General features: G+C 71.9%; 17 protein-coding genes. 3 read left to right on the top strand and 14 right to left on the bottom strand.

The genetic code is table 11. The features are described from left to right. Positions 1-111: 111 nt before the first annotated feature. Positions 112-1,578, bottom strand: coding sequence for a peptide MFS transporter (locus tag DEJ19_RS09220; RefSeq protein WP_181441477.1), 1,467 nt, complete (start codon positions 1,576-1,578; stop codon positions 112-114). A 198-nt stretch (positions 1,579-1,776) separates the two neighbouring features. Here DEJ19_RS09220 and DEJ19_RS09215 point away from each other — a divergent pair, with 198 nt between their 5' ends. After that, complete coding sequence (locus tag DEJ19_RS09215; protein WP_111232770.1) at positions 1,777-3,915, top strand: acyl-CoA dehydrogenase family protein; 2,139 nt, start codon at positions 1,777-1,779, stop codon at positions 3,913-3,915. A 68-nt stretch (positions 3,916-3,983) separates the two neighbouring features. On the opposite strand, the gene csrA is transcribed toward DEJ19_RS09215, so the two are convergent. From csrA to DEJ19_RS09150, 13 genes are all read right to left on the bottom strand, one after another. Next, positions 3,984-4,262 carry a carbon storage regulator CsrA gene (gene csrA, locus DEJ19_RS09210; protein ID WP_071403899.1) on the bottom strand — a complete coding sequence of 93 codons (279 nt, stop codon included), beginning with the start codon at positions 4,260-4,262 and terminating at the stop codon, positions 3,984-3,986. Positions 4,263-4,266: 4 nt separating this feature from the next. Then, positions 4,267-5,241, bottom strand: a complete 975-nt coding sequence (locus tag DEJ19_RS09205) for a hypothetical protein (protein ID WP_111232771.1) — start codon at positions 5,239-5,241, stop codon at positions 4,267-4,269. Then, positions 5,216-7,270, bottom strand: coding sequence for a flagellar biosynthesis protein FlhA (locus DEJ19_RS09200; protein ID WP_111022852.1), 2,055 nt, complete (start codon positions 7,268-7,270; stop codon positions 5,216-5,218). The genes DEJ19_RS09205 and DEJ19_RS09200 overlap by 26 nt, the downstream gene beginning before the upstream one ends. Next, complete coding sequence (locus tag DEJ19_RS09195) at positions 7,267-8,460, bottom strand: EscU/YscU/HrcU family type III secretion system export apparatus switch protein (protein ID WP_111232772.1); 1,194 nt, start codon at positions 8,458-8,460, stop codon at positions 7,267-7,269. The genes DEJ19_RS09200 and DEJ19_RS09195 overlap by 4 nt, the downstream gene beginning before the upstream one ends. Before the next feature lie 4 nt (positions 8,461-8,464). After that, positions 8,465-9,223: a flagellar biosynthetic protein FliR gene (locus tag DEJ19_RS09190; RefSeq protein ID WP_071403902.1), complete on the bottom strand. Its 759-nt coding sequence runs from the start codon at positions 9,221-9,223 to the stop codon at positions 8,465-8,467. Then, the gene (locus DEJ19_RS09185; RefSeq protein WP_027465541.1) at positions 9,223-9,498 is read right to left on the bottom strand and encodes a flagellar biosynthetic protein FliQ; all 276 of its coding nucleotides are present in this window, start codon (positions 9,496-9,498) and stop codon (positions 9,223-9,225) included. Before DEJ19_RS09185 ends, DEJ19_RS09190 begins: the two co-directional genes overlap by 1 nt. Positions 9,499-9,507: 9 nt before the next feature. After that, positions 9,508-10,344, bottom strand: coding sequence for a flagellar type III secretion system pore protein FliP (gene fliP, locus DEJ19_RS09180; protein WP_027465540.1), 837 nt, complete (start codon positions 10,342-10,344; stop codon positions 9,508-9,510). Then, positions 10,341-10,901 (bottom strand): FliO/MopB family protein, encoded by a 561-nt coding sequence (locus DEJ19_RS09175; protein WP_027465539.1) that lies wholly within the window; start codon positions 10,899-10,901, stop codon positions 10,341-10,343. The genes fliP and DEJ19_RS09175 overlap by 4 nt, the downstream gene beginning before the upstream one ends. A gap of 7 nt (positions 10,902-10,908) precedes the next feature. Continuing rightward, positions 10,909-11,613, bottom strand: a complete 705-nt coding sequence (fliN, locus tag DEJ19_RS09170; RefSeq protein WP_111232773.1) for a flagellar motor switch protein FliN — start codon at positions 11,611-11,613, stop codon at positions 10,909-10,911. Next, the gene (locus DEJ19_RS09165) at positions 11,613-12,491 is read right to left on the bottom strand and encodes a flagellar motor switch protein FliM (RefSeq protein ID WP_111101177.1); all 879 of its coding nucleotides are present in this window, start codon (positions 12,489-12,491) and stop codon (positions 11,613-11,615) included. Before DEJ19_RS09165 ends, fliN begins: the two co-directional genes overlap by 1 nt. 143 nt (positions 12,492-12,634) lie before the next feature. Beyond that, entirely contained in the window at positions 12,635-13,564 is a 930-nt protein-coding gene (locus DEJ19_RS09160) for an OmpA/MotB family protein (protein WP_111232774.1), read from the bottom strand. 2 nt (positions 13,565-13,566) lie between these two features. Beyond that, the gene (locus tag DEJ19_RS09155; protein WP_111039553.1) at positions 13,567-14,391 is read right to left on the bottom strand and encodes a motility protein A; all 825 of its coding nucleotides are present in this window, start codon (positions 14,389-14,391) and stop codon (positions 13,567-13,569) included. Position 14,392: 1 nt separating this feature from the next. Next, on the bottom strand, positions 14,393-14,689 hold the full coding sequence (locus DEJ19_RS09150) for a flagellar FlbD family protein (protein WP_111054172.1): 297 nt from the start codon (positions 14,687-14,689) through the stop codon (positions 14,393-14,395). Between the two features lie 128 nt (positions 14,690-14,817). Here DEJ19_RS09150 and DEJ19_RS09145 point away from each other — a divergent pair, with 128 nt between their 5' ends. Both DEJ19_RS09145 and DEJ19_RS09140 read left to right on the top strand, forming a co-directional pair. Then, positions 14,818-15,897 (top strand): hypothetical protein, encoded by a 1,080-nt coding sequence (locus DEJ19_RS09145; protein ID WP_111232775.1) that lies wholly within the window; start codon positions 14,818-14,820, stop codon positions 15,895-15,897. 109 nt (positions 15,898-16,006) lie between these two features. Further along, positions 16,007-16,846, top strand: a complete 840-nt coding sequence (locus DEJ19_RS09140) for a DUF4397 domain-containing protein (RefSeq protein ID WP_111232776.1) — start codon at positions 16,007-16,009, stop codon at positions 16,844-16,846. The last annotated feature ends 1 nt before the right edge of the window (position 16,847 follow it).

Genomic DNA, 16,847 nt, shown 5'->3' with positions numbered 1-16,847 from the left:
CCATGCAGCACCCGACGCCACCGAGGACGCCGACGCCGATGATGATCCCTGCGATGAGTTCGAGCATGCGTGGTGACTCCTTGGTTGCGTCGGCGTGTGGCTCCGCTCAGGTTACCGGATGCCGCGCATGAGCCGCAGCACCGGCTTGGCCAGGAGCAGCAGGACCACGCCCACCACGACGGCGACCAGGCCGAGGATCGTGAAGTACGGGGCCTCGTCCGCCGGGTCGTAGTAGCGGGACAGCACCCCGGTGACGGCGGTGCCCAGCGACACCGACAGGAAGAACAGCGCGACCATCTGGGTCTGGAACTTCGGCGGCGCGAGCTTCGTGGCGACGGACTGGCCGACCGGCGAGAGCAGCAGCTCGGCGAGCGTGAAGACCAGCAGGATGCCGACGAGCGCCAGCAGCGGCGTGCCGTTCTCGCCCGAGCCGGTGAACGGCAGGAAGAGCAGGAACGCGAGCCCCATGATCCCGGTGCCGAGGGCGAACTTCGTCGGGGTGGACGGCTGGCGGTCGCCGAGCTTGGTCCACAGCGCCGCGAAGACGCCGGACAGCACGATGATGAAGACCGGGTTGATCGACTGCACCCACGACACCGGCATCTCCCAGCCGAACAGTGAGCGGTCGAGGCGCTCGTCGGAGTAGACCGTCACGACCGTGAACTGCTGCTGGTAGAGGGACCAGAACACGGCGCTGCCGATGAACAGCGGGATGAACGCGAAGACCCGCGACCGCTCGTCACGGGTGATGCCGCTCGACAGGATGACCACGAAGTAGCCGATGGTGGCCAGCACGACGACCGCCACCACGACGGTGGGCAGGTTGCCGACGTTGAGCAGGCCGGTCAGCACGGCGACGACGATGACGACGAGCGCGACGACGACACCGGCGCCGATGAGTGGCAGACGGCGACGGTCGACGGGGTTCGCCACGTGGCGGACGACCTCGGGCAGCTTCCCCCGCCGGATCGCGTACTGCACCAGGCCCGCCGCCATGCCGACGGCGGCCAGGCCGAAGCCCCAGTGGAAGCCGAGCGAGCTCTGCAGCAGCCCGGTGAGCAGCGGTCCGAAGAACGCCCCGAGGTTCACGCCGAGGTAGTAGAGCGAGAAGCCGGCGTCGCGGCGCGGGTCCTCGCGGCTGTAGAGGCCGCCGACGATCGTGGTGGCGGTGGCCTTGAGCCCGCCGGAGCCGAGCGCGATGAGCACGAGGCCGACCCCGACTCCGGCCACCCCGGGGATGAGCGCGAGGGCGATGTGCCCGAGCATCACGACGATCGCGCTGCCGAACAGGGTCCGGTCCGCGCCGATGAGCCGGTCAGCGATCCACGCCCCGATGATCGTGAACAGGTAGACCGCGCCGCCGTAGGCACCCATGATGCCGGTGGCGATGCCCTTGTCGATCCCCAGGCCGCCCTGCGTGACCGTGTAGTACATGTAGATGAGGACGATGCCCTGCATCCCGTAGAACGAGAACCGCTCCCAGAGCTCCACGGCGAACGGTGTCGAGAGCTCGAACGGTTGCCCGAAGAAGGTGCGTCCGGGACGGCCTTCGCGGTCCGCGGGGGTGGTACGTGACATGGCGGCCAGTCTGCCCCTGGCCGGGCGGGCGCGCCCAATCGTCGAACCCGGCTCATGTCTTTGGAGGGTTCCCACGACCCCTTGACGGCACCGGCGACACGGGGTTGTGCGCCCCGCACGGCGTTCCCGCCACTGTCGGCACCGGTGTCTAGCGTGGACCGTGCAACACGGACACCGCAGTTCAGGAGGACTCCGCCCATGGTCGACACCGCACCCGCCCAGCGCACCACCCCCGCCAGCGGCAACGACACCGCGCCGGACGTCGACGCGCAGCACGCCGCGCCGAACGCCGACGCCGCCGGCGACCCGGCAGCGGGCACCCCGACCGCCGGCACGGACACCGACGTCCGCATCGACGTCGAGCTGGTGCAGGAACTCCTGCTCGGACGCTGGGCCGAGGACCGCCGGATCTCCCGGCGTCTCGCGCTCGACCCCGCGATGCAGAAGATCGAGGGTCAGCCGATCCCCGAGCACCGGGCACGCGTGCTCGAGCAGCTCCGGACCCTGGTCGACGCCGGGGCGATCCAGCGCCCCTACCCCGCCGAGTTCGGCGGCCAGAGCAACCACGGCGGCAACCTGGCCGCGTTCGAGGAGCTCGTCACCGCCGACCCGTCGATGCAGATCAAGGCCGGGGTGCAGTGGGGACTGTTCGGGTCCGCCGTGCACCACCTGGGCACCGAGGCCAACCACCGCGAGTTCCTGCCGGGCATCGTCTCGTTCGCGGTCCCCGGCTGCTTCGCGATGACCGAGACCGGCCACGGCTCGGACGTGCAGAGCATCGCCACGACGGCCACGTACGACCCCGCGACCGAGGAGTTCGAGATCCACACGCCGTTCCGCGGTGCGTGGAAGGACTACATCGGCAACGCTGCCCTGCACGGGCACGCCGCCGTCGTGTTCGCGAAGCTCGTGACCGCCGGTGTCGACCACGGCGTGCACGCGTTCTACGTCCCGCTCCGCGACGCCGCGGGGGCGTTCCTGCCCGGCGTGAGCGGTGAGGACGACGGCCCCAAGGGCGGCCTGAACGGCATCGACAACGGGCGGCTCGCGTTCGACCACGTCCGGGTCCCCCGCACCAACCTGCTGAACCGCTACGGCGACGTCGCCGCGGACGGCACCTACTCGTCGCCGATCGCCTCGCCCGGCCGCCGGTTCTTCACGATGCTCGGCACCCTGGTGCAGGGCCGGGTGTCGCTCGACGGCGCCGCGGTCGTCGCGCAGAAGATCGCGCTGCAGATCGCCCTGACCTACGCGATGCAGCGCCGGCAGTTCCCCACCGGTGACGGCACCGAGGGTGTGCTGCTCGACTACGGCCGGCACCAGCGCCGTCTCATCCCGCGCCTGGCGACGGTGTTCGCACAGTCGTTCGCGCACGAGAAGCTCCTGCGCACCTTCGACGACGTCTTCAGCGGGCGCGAGGACACCCCGGAGCGCCGGGAGGACCTGGAGACCCAGGCCGCGGCGTTCAAGTCGATGTCGACGTGGTCGGCGCTCGGCACCCTGCAGGAGGCCCGCGAGGCCTGCGGCGGTGCCGGGTTCCTCGCTGAGAACCGTCTGACCGGGCTCCGCGCCGACCTCGACGTCTACGTGACGTTCGAGGGCGACAACACCGTGCTGCTGCAGCTCGTCGGCAAGCGCCTGCTCACCGAGTTCCGTGCGAAGGCACCGAAGGACCCGGCGTCCACCGCGAAGTTCGTGGCGGCCGTCGCGGCGTCGAAGCTGGCCGACGCGTCCGGCATCCGTCGCCTCGGCCAGACCGTGGCGGACCGCGGCTCCCTGGCTGCCAGCGTCGCCGACCTGCAGGACCCCCGCACGCAGCGCGAGCTGCTCGCCGGTCGGGTCGACACGATGGTCGCCGAGATCGGCATGCGCCTGGCGTCGGCCGGCAAGGACCGCGCCCGCGCCGCCCGACTGCTGAACCGCTCGCAGCACGAGCTCATCGAGGCGTCGAAGGCGCACGCCGAGCTCATGCAGTGGGACGCCTTCACCGAGGCACTCGACGAGGTCACCGAGGGCGACACACGACGCGTGCTGGTGTGGCTGCGCGACCTGTTCGCGCTCGGCCTGCTCGAGGAGCACCTGGACTGGTACCTGCTGCACGGCCGGCTGTCGGCGCAGCGTGCCCGTGCGGTGTCGGCGTACATCGACCGGCTCGTCGCCCGGGTCCGGCCGATCGTGCCGCAGCTGATCGAGACCTTCGGGTACGAGCCGGGTCACGTCCGCGCACCGATCGCGCTCGGTGCTGAGCAGGCCCGACAGGACGAGGCCCGCGCCTGGTTCGCCGCCGAGGCCGACGCCGGCCGCCTGGCCGAACAGGAGAAGAAGCCCCGACCGTGACGGACGTGCAGCCCCGTCCGTGATCGACGGGCAGCCGCGCCCCCGACGGGCGTGGCTGCGTCGGACGGCTAGGAGTCGGTCGGTCCCGACGGAGTCGAGCCGTCCGCGGCAGCCCCGCCACGCGCTCCGAGCGCCGCGCGCAGCTGCGCTTCGGCGTCGTCACCGGCAGCGGCGGCCTCGGCGTTCGCCTCGGCGACCGCACGCACGACCTCTTCGCGCTGGATCTTCACGCCGCGCGGGGCGTCGATGCCGATCCGGACGCCGTCGCCCCGGGAGTCGAGCACCGTGATGACGATGTCGTCGCCGACGAGGATCCGCTCGCCGACCTTCCGCGTGAGTACCAGCACCCGTTCAGCCTAGCGACACGACGGGGAGCCCCAGCAGGTCCACCGACCCGGGCGTGGCGGTCTCCCCCGCACCGATCGCCACGACACCGACCACGGGCAGCCGCGAGCCCACCGCGGACACCATCGCGGCCGAGTCCGCGGGCTTCCGCCCGACGTCGACCACGACCCACACCTGGTCGGCCTGCAGCGCGTCGCCGGTCGCCCGGTCGTCCCACGCGGCGACGGCGAGCACGGCGTGCCCGTCACGGACGCCGTCGGCCCGCGCCAGGATCGCGGCACGGCGGTCGGCGGCGTCCGTCGGCCGGAGCGCGTGCCGCACCGCGAAGAGTCCGGCGGCGGCGTCGACGTCGTTCGGCCGCCCGACCAGGAGCACCAGGTCACCGTCCGCGGACCGTACGGCGGGCGCGGTGGACCGGGCCACCGGAGCAGGCGAGGGTGCGTCGAGGACGCGGGACGGGCCTCCCGACCGGGGCTCGACGACCGGCTGCGCGACGGCCACCGTCTGCGTGTCGACCACCGTCTGCGCGTCGGCGGCGGCCTGGAGGCGCGGGTCGACCCCGGCGGGCACGTCCGGCTCGGCCGGCGCGCGCGTCGGGCGCGGGGCGCTCGGCGTGATCCCGTCCGCCTGGAACCCGTCGAGCACCGACGCGAAGGCGTCGGCCCGCGTCGCCCTGGTGCCGTCGGTGCCGACGATGCGGGCCTCGGCCGCCTCGGCCGCCTCGGCGTCGGCGAGCAGCGCGGCGATGCCGACGCGCTGCACGGGCGAGTCGGCGATGATCACCCGGGCGGTGGGCTGGTCCCCCGGTTCCGGCACCTCGACGGTGGCCTCGACGTGCGCCTTGCGGAACAGCCCGCCGAAGCCCGGCGTGGTCACGCGTTCGGCCGCGACGATCCGCGCACCCGCACCGAACTCGGTCCGGACCGCGTCGCGGAGGGACTCGAGCGTGGCGCCGCTACGCTGCAATCGGGTCGGCGGCACGGACCACTCCCACGGTCTCGATGGTGGAGCCCGCGGCGGTGGCCTCCTGGTACGAGAGCACCGGGAGCCCGTTCGACTGGGCGGCGACCATGCGGTGCACGGCCGGGCGGAGCTGCGGGGCGCAGACCAGGACGGCGGAGAGTCCCTGGTCCTCCACGGAGCGCACGGCGTCGCGGACGGAGCCCAGGACCTGCTCGATGCGGTGCGCGTCGAGCACGATCTGGCTGCCCTGCTCGGACGGCCGGAGCCCCTCGAGCATCGACTGCTCGAGCATCGGGTCGATCATGATGACGCGCAGGGTGCCGGCGTCGGTGTGCCGGGCGGCGAGGGCCGGGCCGAGGGCCGCACGGGCGGACTCGACGAGCCCCTCGGGGTCGGTCGACACTTTGGCGCGGAGCGTGAGGGCCTCGCAGATCCGGCCGAGGTCGTTGATCGGCACGCGCTCGGCGAGCAGGCCCTGCAGCACCCGCTGCAGCTCGGCCATCGAGAGCATGCCGGGGACGAGCTCCTCGACCGCGGCGGGGTTGACCTGCTTGACGCCCTCGGTCAGGACCTTGACGTCCTCGCGGGTGAGCAGGCGCGCGGCGTTGTCGCCGATGACCGCCTGCAGGTGGGTGACGAGCACGGAGACCCGGTCGATCACGGTCGCGCCGGTCATCTCGGCGGCGTGCCGGAGCTCGGCGGGCACCCACTTGCCGGTCAGGCCGAACACCGGCTCGACGGTCGAGGTGCCGGGCAGGCCGTCCAGGTGGTCGCCGAGTGCCAGGACGCTGCGGGCGGGCGCGGTGCCCCGACCGGCCTCGACGCCGGCGATCCGGATGGCGTAGGTCGACGGCGGCAGGTCGATCGAGTCGCGGGTGCGGACCGGCGGGACGACGATGCCCATGTCGATCGCGATCTTGCGGCGGAGTGCACGCACCCGGCCGAGCAGGTCGTCGGAGGCGCCGGACACCATGTCGACCAGGTCGGGGGCGAGCAGGATCTCGAGGGCGTGCACGCGCATCTGCTCGAGCAGGTCCTCCGGGGTGTCGCCGGTCGGTGCGGCGGCCGCGAGTGCCTGCTGCTGGGCGGCGTCGGCCTCGGCCCGGGCGGCGTTCCGGCCGATGCGCCAGCCCGTGAAGAGCAGGGTCGCGCCGACGAGCAGGAAGGGCAGGATCGGCATGCCGGGGATGAAGCCCATCGCGATCGCGGCGACGCCGGCGATCATCAGGGCGTTCCGCGACTGCGACAGCTGCGTCGCGGCCGAGGACCCCATCTCGGACTCCGCACCGGACCGGGTGACGATCATGCCCGTGGACACCGCCATGAGCAGCGCCGGGATCTGCGTGACCAGGCCGTCACCGATCGTCAGGATGCCGTACTTCGACAGGGCGTCGGTGACGGACAGTCCGTTCTGCAGCATGCCGATCGCGATGCCGCCGATCAGGTTGATGATGATGATCAGGATGCCGGCGATCGCGTCACCCTTGACGAACTTCGACGCACCGTCCATCGCGCCGTAGAAGTCGGCCTCGGCGGACACCGCGGCGCGGCGCTCCTTGGCTTCCTGGTCGGTGATCAGCCCGGCGTTCAGGTCGGCGTCGATCGCCATCTGCTTGCCCGGCATCGCGTCGAGGGTGAAGCGTGCCCCGACCTCGGCGACGCGCTCGGCACCCTTCGTCACGACGACGAACTGGATGACGATGAGGATGAGGAAGATGACCGCGCCGATGATGATCGACCCGGAGACGGCGACGTGGCCGAACGCCTGGATGACGTCACCGGCGAAGCCCTCGCCGAGCACCAGCCGGGTGGACGCCACGTTGAGGCCGAGGCGGAACAGCGTCGCGACGAGCAGCAGGGACGGGAACACCGAGAAGTCGAGCGGCTTCTTCACGAAGAGCGTCGTGAGCAGGATCACCAGCGCCAGCAGGATGTTGATGATGATCAGGAAGTCGAGCAGGAACGACGGCACCGGCAGGATCAGCAGCAGGATGATGCCGACGATGAACACCGGGACGACGAGCTTCGGCAGGTCCTTGCGGTTCATGCGGGGAGTCCTTCGGTCTGGTTCTCTGCGGTGCGCGGCACGCGGAGCCTGCGGGGGCGGAGGTCACCGGTCAGGGTGGCGGGGTCGATGACGCTCGCGACCTCGTCCGGGGTGGTCGGCCGCGGCGGTGCGTGCGTGCCGGCAGCGGTGCCGCGGGCCTTGAGCGCCATCACGAAGGACAGGACCCGGGCCACCGGCGTGTACAGGTCGACGGGGATCTCGTGCCCGAGCTCGCACGCGGCGTGCAGGGCCCGGGTGAGCGGGACGTCGCGGACGATCGGCACCCGCTCTTCCTCGGCTCGGGCGCGGATGACGTCGGCGACCGGACCAGCCCCCTTCGCCACCACCCGGGGCGCGGACTTCCCCGGCTCGTACTTGATCGCGACGGCGTAGTGGGTCGGGTTCGTCATCACGACGTCCGCGGTGCCGATGGCCTGGATCATCCGGTTGCGGCTCATCGCGAGCTGGCGGGAGCGGCGCTGCGACTTCACCAGCGGGTCGCCGTCGCTCCGCTTGTTCTCGTCCTTGACCTCGCGCTTTGTCATCATCGTGCGCTTCCGGTTGCGGCGGATCACCACGAACACGTCCAGGGCTGCGAGGACGAGCCCGGCGACGATCGCGGCGCGCAGCAGGGTGCCCGACCCGGCGGCGGCGGCCTCGAGGACGGCCGACAGCGGCAGCGAGCCGCTCGTCATCAGGACCGGCATGAGCCCCTGCACCGCGAACCACAGGACGAGCCCGACGACGGCGGTCTTGAGCAGCGCCTTCGCCCCGTTCCAGAGCGCCTGGGTGCCGAACACGCGCTTCAGTCCGGCGACGGGATCGAAGTGGTCGGGCTGCGGCGTCATCTTGCGGAAGTGCACCCCGCCCTGGGTGACGGCGGCGGCGAGCACCGCGACCGCGACGACCGCGAGCATCGGGCCGAGGGTCGCACCCATCGAGCCGAGGGCGTCGGCGAGCAGGGCCTGCACGGCACCGAGCTCGGGGTCCTCGATGACCCGCTGCACGGCGAGCAGCTGGTCCTGTCCGGCGGCCGCGGCGTTGCCGATCGCGGCCGGGATCATGAGCGCCGCGACGGCGATCCCGATCCACGCGCCGAGGTCCTGCGAGCGACCGATCTGGCCCTTCTCGTGGACCTCGCGCATCCGCTGCTGGGTTGCCTGTTCGGAACGTTCTCCGCTGTCGGACACGTCGTCACCCCCGTCCCGTGATCGCCTCGACGGCATCGCCGGTCAGCGACGACACCACCGAGGGCAGGGCCATGAAGAGCGCGCCGGCGAACAGGACGGTCAGGCCGATCTTGATCGGGAAGCCCATCTGGAACGCGTTGAGCGCCGGAGCCACGCGGGTCAGCAGCCCGAGGCCGACGTCGGCCAGGAACAGCACGACGACGAGCGGGCCGGCGATCTGCAGGGTGGCGAGGAACATCTGCGACATCGCGGTCACGAGCATCGACGCGAGCCCGTCCACCGCGAAGGTGCCGGTGAGCGGCACGGCGTCGAACGACCGCACCAGGCCGCCGACGATGAGCTGGTAGCCGCCCGAGGTGAAGAGCAGCGCGAGCGCGGTCATCTGGAACAGGCGGGTGAACTGGGCGCCGTTGACCTGGGACTGCGGGTCGAACGCCTGCGCGAGCGTGAACCCGCCGAACAGGTCGATGAGCGCACCCGCCGACTGCACGGCGGCGAACACCAGGAACACCAGGAACCCGAGGGACAGCCCGACGACGAGCTGGGTGAGCAGGGCGAGCAGGAACGGCCCCGTGTCGAGCGACTCGTAGCCGACGGCGACGCGCGGGGCGACGCCGATGGCGAGCCCCAGCCCGAGGATCACCTTCACCGTGCCGGGGAACGCCCGGTACGAGAACGGCGGCGCGATGACGAAGAACGCGACGAGCCGGACGCCGGCGAGCATGGTCGCCTCCAGACGGTCGGCGTCGATGCTGAGCTCCATCAACCGGCCCCGAGCAGCTTCGGGATCATGTCGAAGGCGACGTGCGTGAACGCGATCATCTCCGAGATCATCCAGTTGCCGCAGACCACCAGGGCGATCGCGACGGCGACGGCCTTCGGCACGAACGAGAGCGTGACCTCCTGGATCTGCGTCACCGACTGGAACAGCGAGATCGCGAAGCCGACGACGAGCGAGGTGATGAGCACCGGGGCGGCGAGCTTGCCGGACACCAGGAGCGCCTGGAGCACGAGGTCGATGACGGCCTGCTGGTTCATGCGTGCCCCCTAGACAACGTGGTAGCTCTCGATGAGCGACGTGATGATGAGGCCCCAGCCGTCGACCAGCACGAAGAGCAGGATCTTGAACGGCAGCGAGATCATGACCGGCGGGAGCATCATCATGCCCATCGACATCAGGGCCGCGGAGACGACGAGGTCGATCACCAGGAACGGGATGAAGATGACGAACCCGATGATGAACGCGCTGCGGAGCTCCGAGATGATGAACGCCGGGATCACCGTCGTCATCGGCACGTCCGCCATCGACTTCGGGTTGTCGAGCCCGGCGGCGCGGGTGATCAGGGCGACGTCCTCGTCGCGGGTCTGGTGGAGCATGAAGGTCCGCAGGGGCTTCGTGCCGATCTCGACGGCCTGGTTGAAGTCGAGGTGCCCGGCCAGGTAGGGCTGCAGGGCGTCGTCGTTGATGTGCCCGAGCACCGGTGCCATCACGAACAGCGACAGGAACAGCGCCAGTCCGGCGATCACCTGGTTCGGCGGGATGGACTGCAGCCCGAGCGCGTTCCGGGTCATCGCGAGCACGACGAAGATCTTCGTGAACGACGTCATCATGAGCATCAGCGCCGGCGCGACGCTCAGCAGCGTGATGCCGATGAGCGTCACCACGGCGGATGACGGGGTGCCGTCCGGGCCGTTCACGCTGACGCTGAAGTCACCGGTCGCGGGGGCGGTCGGGGTCGCCGGGGCGGTGGGTTCGACGACACCGGCGGCGTGCGCACCGGTCGTCGTGAGCATCAGGAACCCGGCCACGACCGCCAGGCCGAGCAGGACGAGGGCGACGAGTCGACCCGACCGTGCCAGCCGGTGCGGCCCTGCCGCGGTCACCCGGCCCGCCGGTTCCGCAGCGCGGCGGCGGCCTGGCGCCAGGTGTCGACCGACAGGATCGAGCCCTGCAGCTGCTGGGCGCTCGGCACGGCGCGCTGCGGGCGACGGTTGCGCGGGCGCATCGGGAGCGGCGCGACGGCGCTGGTCGCGTCGGTCGCGCGGGTCACGTCGTCCGTGCCTGCCGGGAGGCCCGTGGTGGCGTCCGACTGCTGCGCGAGTTCCCGACCGAACGCGTCGGCCGACGGGGCGGGACGCACGGGCAGCGCCACCGGTCCGGTCACGATGGTGAGTTCCGGCGCGGGCGCCTGCCCGCTGGTGAGCAGGTTGACCCCGTGCTCGGACACGCCGAGCACGAGCCGCTCCCCCTCGACGTCGACCACGACGACGCTCGCCTTGCCGCCGATGCCCTGCCGACCGACGACCTCGACGGTCGCGGCACGGCGGCCCGACGGCTTGCCCGAGAAGCGCTTGCGGCTCGCGCGGTGCAGCACCCACATGAGGGCGAGCACGACGCCGAGCGAGAGCGCGACGCGGAGGGTGACGACGAGGGTGTCCACGTGCGGGTCAGACCGTTTCGGCGACGTCGAGGATGCGGGTGATCCGGACCGCGTAGTCCTGGTCGACGACGACGACCTCGCCGTGCGCGATGAGGCGGCCGTTCAGCAGGACGTCGGCGGGGGCACCGGCACTGCGGTCGAGCTCGACGACGGCGCCGGGCTCCATGCCGAGCACGTCGCGGACCGACATCCGGGTGCGGCCGATCTCGACCGTCAGGGTCATCTCGACGTTGTTGATCCGGCCGAGGTTGCCGGCGGGCAGGTTCGCCACGACGGGCGCCGACACCGTGCCGTTCTCGCGGATCCGGATGCCGAACCACCCGGCGGGCAGGCCACCGGCGGTCAGTTCGAAGACGACGGTGTCCGGGTCGGCCAGCAGCGACGCGGCCGACTCGCGGTTCGCCTCGCCGAGCACCCCGACGCCGAGGACCGCGGCCGCGGCCTCGAGCGACGGACGCAGGACGTCCGTGACGGCCACGATGCCGTGGTCGGTGCCTCCGGCGGCCGTGATCGACTCGAGGTCGGTGAGCACGAGCGCCAGGTCGGCCGACAGGCCGCCGACGAACGAGGCGACCACGGCGTCCGTCGCCGCGTCGAGCACGACCGGTGTCGCGCCTCCAGGCAGGAGCACCGCGGTCAAGGGGGCGGCCGTCGGGAGCTGCGCCGCGAGCGACTCGGCCGCTGCGGTGTGGAGGGTGGTCGTTTCGGTCATCAGTGCTGCTCCGTGCTCGTGGTGGTGACGACGATGCCGGCGAGGCGCGAGCCGTTCGCGCCGACCGCGGCGGTGCCGACGGGTTCGCCGTCGACCGCGATGGTGAGGGGCCGGTGCTGCGGGTGCGGCAGCGGCAGGACGTCGCCGACGGCGAGCCGCAGGACCTGCGTCGGCAGGACCGCGGCCGGGGCGAAGCGCAGGCTGACGCCCACGGGCACGCTCTCGAGCTGCGCGTCGAGCAGGGCTCGGGCGTCGGCGGGCGACACGTGTGCGGCGGCCTCGCCGAGCTGCGGCAGGACGGCCTCGGCCGGCAGGGCCAGCGTGCCGGGGGCGATGCGGTCGCCGACCCGGATCGAGAACGAGGCGACGATCATCAGGTCGCCCTTCTGCGCGGCCTGGGCGAACTGGCTGTTGAACTGGAACCCGCCGACCGTGACGTCCTGCGCGAGCAGCCCGCCGAACGAGTAGCGGAGGTCGTCGAGGGCGTCCTCGACGATCTTGCGGACCAGGGCCTGCTCGATGGGCGTGAAGGTGCGGTCCGGGGTCGGCAGCGGCTTCGAGGCGCCCAGCGCGTGCGACACCCACGTCAGCGCGGCGTCGAGCGGGACCTGCAGCACGGCCTTCGGGGTCAGGCCGGTGATCGGCAGCAGCACCATGCCGGTGAGCGCGGGCAGCGACGCGGCGTACTCGTCGTACGTCGTCATCTCCACCTGTTCGCAGGTGACCTGGCTGACCGCGCGGACCTTCGCCGTCAGCTGCGTGCCCCACTGGCGGGCGAACGTCTCGAAGGCGAGCTCGAGGACCCGGGCGTGCTCACGGGCCAGCGTCGACGGGCGCGCGAAGTCGTACACCTCGGGCGCTGGCAGGGTCTCGGTCACGAGTGCGTCTATCGGTCACCTGTGGGGCACCCGTCAGTGCTGTACCCCGTAGTGGGGCGGTGGCGGCAGCGCTCGTGCGCTCCGCGCGCTGCGTGTCCCAGCCCTGCTGCGCTGCGTGTCCCAGCCCTGCTGCGCTGCGTGTCTCAGCCCTGCTGTGCTCCGTCCTGCGCCTTCGCCAGCGCCGGCATGAGGGCGCTGACGTCCTGGTCGGCGTTCGACAGGACCACGATGTCGACCCGCCGGTTCAGGGCGAGGTCCTGCTCGGTGCCGCCCTTCGCCAGCGGTCGGCTCGACCCGAACCCGACGCTCTGCACGTGGTCGCCGGGCATCCCGCCCCGCTCGACCAGGTCGCGCAGGACCCCGGTCGCCCGTGCTGCGCTGAGCTCCCAGTTGGTGGCGTACGGCGCGGTCGAGTTCCGCTGGTCGGCGTGCCCCTCGACGCTGACGTCGTGGGCGGAGGTCTTCAGCACCGGCGCGATGGCGTCCATGATCGACCGCGCCTGGTCGGACAGGTCCGCGCTGTTCGTGCCGAAGTACGTCTCGCTGCCGATCAACCGGACGATCAGGCCGCGGGCGTCCACGGTGAACTGGACGTTCTCGGTCTGGCCCGCCTTCGCCAGGTTGCGCTGGATCGCACGCTCGAGCCTCGTCAGGTCGTCGAGCTCGCGCTTCGCCTCGGCGAGGTCCTGCTTGCTCGCCGTGGTCGGCACCACCGTCGACGCGGGGTCGACGTTGGTGTCCTTCGTGCCCGACGACGCGGTCGAGTGGTCCGCCTGGGACTTGTCCGTCGAGTAGCCGGAGCCGTCCTCGACCTGGTCCTTCGTCACGACGGTGCCGCTCGCGGTGTCGATCTTCTGCGAGTCGACCTCGCCGAAGCCGGTGGCGAGCGACTGCTTCAGCTGGATGTACTTCTCCTGGTCGACGGTGGACATCGCGAAGAGCACGAGGAACATGCACATCAGCACCGTGATCATGTCCATGTACGACGCCATCCAGCGCTCGTCGGGGTGCTCGGCCTCGTCGTGGGACTTCTTCGCGCGACCGCGGCCGCGGCCCCGGGGGTTGGCGCTCACGGTCAGGCCGCCAGCTGCTGGTCGTCGGCCGCGTCGGCCTTCTTGCCGGCCTTGCCGCCCTTGCCGCCCGTGTCGGCGCGGGCGGCGGGCGGGACCATGGCCTTCAGCCGCTCGCCGAGCAGACGGGGCTGGCTGCCGGCCTGCACCGCGAGCAGCCCCTCCATCAGGAGCGTCTGGCGGTCCGACTCGAGCTGGGCGAGCTTGCGGAGCTTGCCGCCGATCGGCAGCCACATGAAGTTCGCGGTCAGCAGGCCCCACAGGGTGGCGACGAACGCGCTGGCGATCAGCGGTCCGAGCTCGTCGGGCTTGCCGAGGTTCGCGAGCACGTGGGTCAGCGAGACCACGGTGCCGATGATGCCGACGGTCGGGGCGAAGCCGCCGAGGCCCATGAAGAACGCGCTCGCGCTCCGGGTCGGGGCCGCGTTCGACTCGATCTCGTCCTCGAGCAGGATCCGCAACTCGTCGCCGTCGGTGCCGTCCGCGATGTTCTGCAGCGCCTTCTTCATGAACGGGTCGTCGTGCTTGTCGGCCTCCTGCTCGAGGGCGAGCAGGCCGTTGGCGCGGGCGGTCTCGGCGAGCCCGACGACGTCGTCGATGACCGACGCCGGCGGCGTGACCTTGCCGGTGAACGCCTTCGGCACGGCCTTGAAGCTGGCGATCGCGTCCTTCAGCGTGGTGCTCGCGATGCCGCAGCCGATGGTGGCGCCGAACACGAGCAGCATCGGGGCGGGCAGGAAGAGTCCACCGAGCTCGACGTGCTCCATCTGGACCATGCCGAACAGGGCGCCGAAGGCGAGCAGGATGCCGACGATCGTTGCGATGTCCACGTCAGCGACCCCCGTCCAGCGCGCGGCCGTGCTGCGTGGAGCGGAGCGCGGCGACCGGGGCGAGCGTCGGCAGCGGGCCGGTGTTCGTGCGGGGGGCCTGGTCGGTGCCGTAGGCCATGCCGACGATGCGTGCGCGGTACGCGGCGATCAGGTCGATGACGTCGGCCATCGACTCCCGCACGATGTACTTCGCGCCGTCGACCATGATGAGCGTCGTGTCCGGCGTCTCCTGGATGCGCTCCACGAGATCGGGGTTCACAGCGAATCCGCTGCCGTTCAGTCGTGTGACGACGATCATGGCCCGTCCTGGTTCTCGATCGTCCCGCCGCCGTCCGTGGGGCGGGATGCGGGCCCGTCCGTGGGCCTGCACGGAGGACTATCGGCGGGTGCGACGGGTGCGTTAGCGACCGTCACTAGCCTGGATCGGTGATCGATGCCTCGGACCTGCTCGCCCACCCGCGTGGCCGGCGCTTCTGCCTGGAGCTCGTCAGGGGTGTCCAGGACTCCGACGACCCGGCCGCCGTGCAGCTCGGCCACCTGCTCTTCTGGGCGGAGCACCACCTCGGCGTCGAACGCGGCGACGACCGAACGCTCTTCGGCATCGGTGGTCCGGTCGAACCCGATCCGGCTCCGGACCTCGCAGCGGTGGCGAGCGCACTCGAGGCGGTGTCCCTGCCGTCCGTGGGCGAGGACGACGTCGCGGTCGCACTCGAGTCGACTGCGGAGAGCGCGCTGTGGTGGCAGCAACCCGACGCGCTGGACGCGCTCCTCGCCCGGACGGAACTGCAGGCCGCGCTCCGGCGGCTCGCTCGGTGGGCGGTCGGAAGCCCGGTCGTGCGCAGGCTCTTCGACCCGCAGGGCGGAGCATGGACCGTCGAGTTCGACGAGGACGAGCAGCCCCGACGTCCGGGAGCGGCAGAGGCGCTCGCCGACTGGTCCCGGGAGCTGCGCCGCGAGGACGCCGAGGGGAACCCGGGGGTGGCCAGCGGTGTGTGGTGGACCACGCCGCCGTGGCCGCTCGCGCAGCACACGCGAGCGCCGTTCCCGTCCGCCGGGCCGTTGGCGCTCTGGGCGGTCGAGGACTCCTTCGGGCAGGAACGCGCCGTCGTCTCGGCGGTGCCGGCCGATGCCACGGCGCGCGTGTGCACCGTCGACGGTCCCGCCGACTGGGCCGCGCTGTGCCGGCGCTGGCCGCTCGACGTGACGGGGACGACCAGACGGAACGACTGGGCCGTGGCGACCGGACGACAGGGCGACTGGGTGCAGCCGGACTGGTCCGCGGTAGCCACCGAGTACGACGTCGTGCACCTGACCGTCGCGGGCTGGTTCCGCACTTCCGGGCTCACCGTGCCGGTCGACGGCAGCCGCGCGAGCGTCGTCGCAGGGTGGACGCCGGACTCCGCGTACCGGCTCACCGACCGGGGAGCCGGGGACGAGGCCGTCACGGGCGATCCGGAGACCTGGTCGCGTCCGGGCAACGCTGGGGTCTGGCGCCGTCTCAGCTGATCCCCAGGAAATCGCTGCATCCGATCGGGGTGCTGCGGCGGTAGTGGGGGTACGACGTCGAGGACGACGTCGTCCGCACCGGCCCGGACAGGCCCGAAGGAGACACGTCATGCGCAAGACACTCGCCACCGGCCTCAGCGCCGGTGTCCTGTTCGCCGCCGCTGCGGTTGTACTGCCCGCGACCGCTGCGACCGCCGCCACCGGCGAGGCGACGCTCTCGGTCCTCCACGCCGTCCCCGACGTCACCGTCGACGTCTACCTCGACGGAGAACGTGCCATCGACGACTTCACCCCGGGCACCCTCGCCGGCCCGATGATGGTGCCGGCTGGTGCGCACCAGCTCGCGATCACCGCCTCGGACGCCACCGATGCGTCGAAGCCGATCATCGGCCCGGCGGACGTCTCGTTCGACGCCGGCGGCAACTACACCGCCGTCGCCCACGACGCCACGGACGGGTCGCCGACCGCCACGGTGTTCACCAACGACACCTCGGCCGTCGCGGCCGGCCAGGGACGCCTGGTCGTCCGCCACGTCGCCGCCGCACCGGCCGTCGACGTCCTCGCCGGCGGGAAGGCAGTGGTGTCGAACCTGTCGAACCCCGACGAGCAGGCACTCGAGCTGCCGGCCGGCACCGTGTCGGCGACCGTCGCCGCCACCGGGACCACCGACCCCGTGATCGGCCCGGCGGACGTCGCGGTCACCGCGGGCTCGTCGACCATCGTCTACGCCTGGGGCAGCCTGGACGACGACAACCTCGCCCTCGCCACGCAGACGATCGCGGACCTCGGTGGCACGCCGAACGGCGTCCCCGCCGGGAACGCCGGTCTCGTGGCCACGAACGACCAGGACCCCCTGCCCCTGGTCGGCGCAGCGGCGGCCGCACTGGCCGCCGCTGCCGCGATCGGGGCCGTGGTGCTCCGCCGCCGGCACGCAGCGACCCGCCGCTGAA

The sequence above is a fragment of the Curtobacterium sp. MCSS17_016 genome (genome assembly GCF_003234255.2).
Lineage (GTDB): Bacteria > Actinomycetota > Actinomycetes > Actinomycetales > Microbacteriaceae > Curtobacterium > Curtobacterium flaccumfaciens.
Note: the sequence above shows the minus strand (reverse complement) of the source record. Positions and strands in the feature narration are given on the sequence as shown.

Bases quoted from the DNA above. Each gene is read 5' to 3' on its own strand.
- DEJ19_RS09200 (WP_111022852.1), bottom strand. From the start codon at position 7,270: ATGAACCGCAAGGACCTGCCGAAGCTCGTCGTCCCGGTGTTCATCGTC.
- DEJ19_RS09150 (WP_111054172.1), bottom strand. From the start codon at position 14,689: ATGATCGTCGTCACACGACTGAACGGCAGCGGATTCGCTGTGAACCCC.
- DEJ19_RS09190 (WP_071403902.1), bottom strand. From the start codon at position 9,223: ATGGAGCTCAGCATCGACGCCGACCGTCTGGAGGCGACCATGCTCGCC.
- fliN (WP_111232773.1), bottom strand. From the start codon at position 11,613: ATGACCGAAACGACCACCCTCCACACCGCAGCGGCCGAGTCGCTCGCG.
- DEJ19_RS09220 (WP_181441477.1), bottom strand. From the start codon at position 1,578: ATGTCACGTACCACCCCCGCGGACCGCGAAGGCCGTCCCGGACGCACC.
- DEJ19_RS09140 (WP_111232776.1), top strand. From the start codon at position 16,007: ATGCGCAAGACACTCGCCACCGGCCTCAGCGCCGGTGTCCTGTTCGCC.
- DEJ19_RS09185 (WP_027465541.1), bottom strand. From the start codon at position 9,498: ATGAACCAGCAGGCCGTCATCGACCTCGTGCTCCAGGCGCTCCTGGTG.
- DEJ19_RS09215 (WP_111232770.1), top strand. From the start codon at position 1,777: ATGGTCGACACCGCACCCGCCCAGCGCACCACCCCCGCCAGCGGCAAC.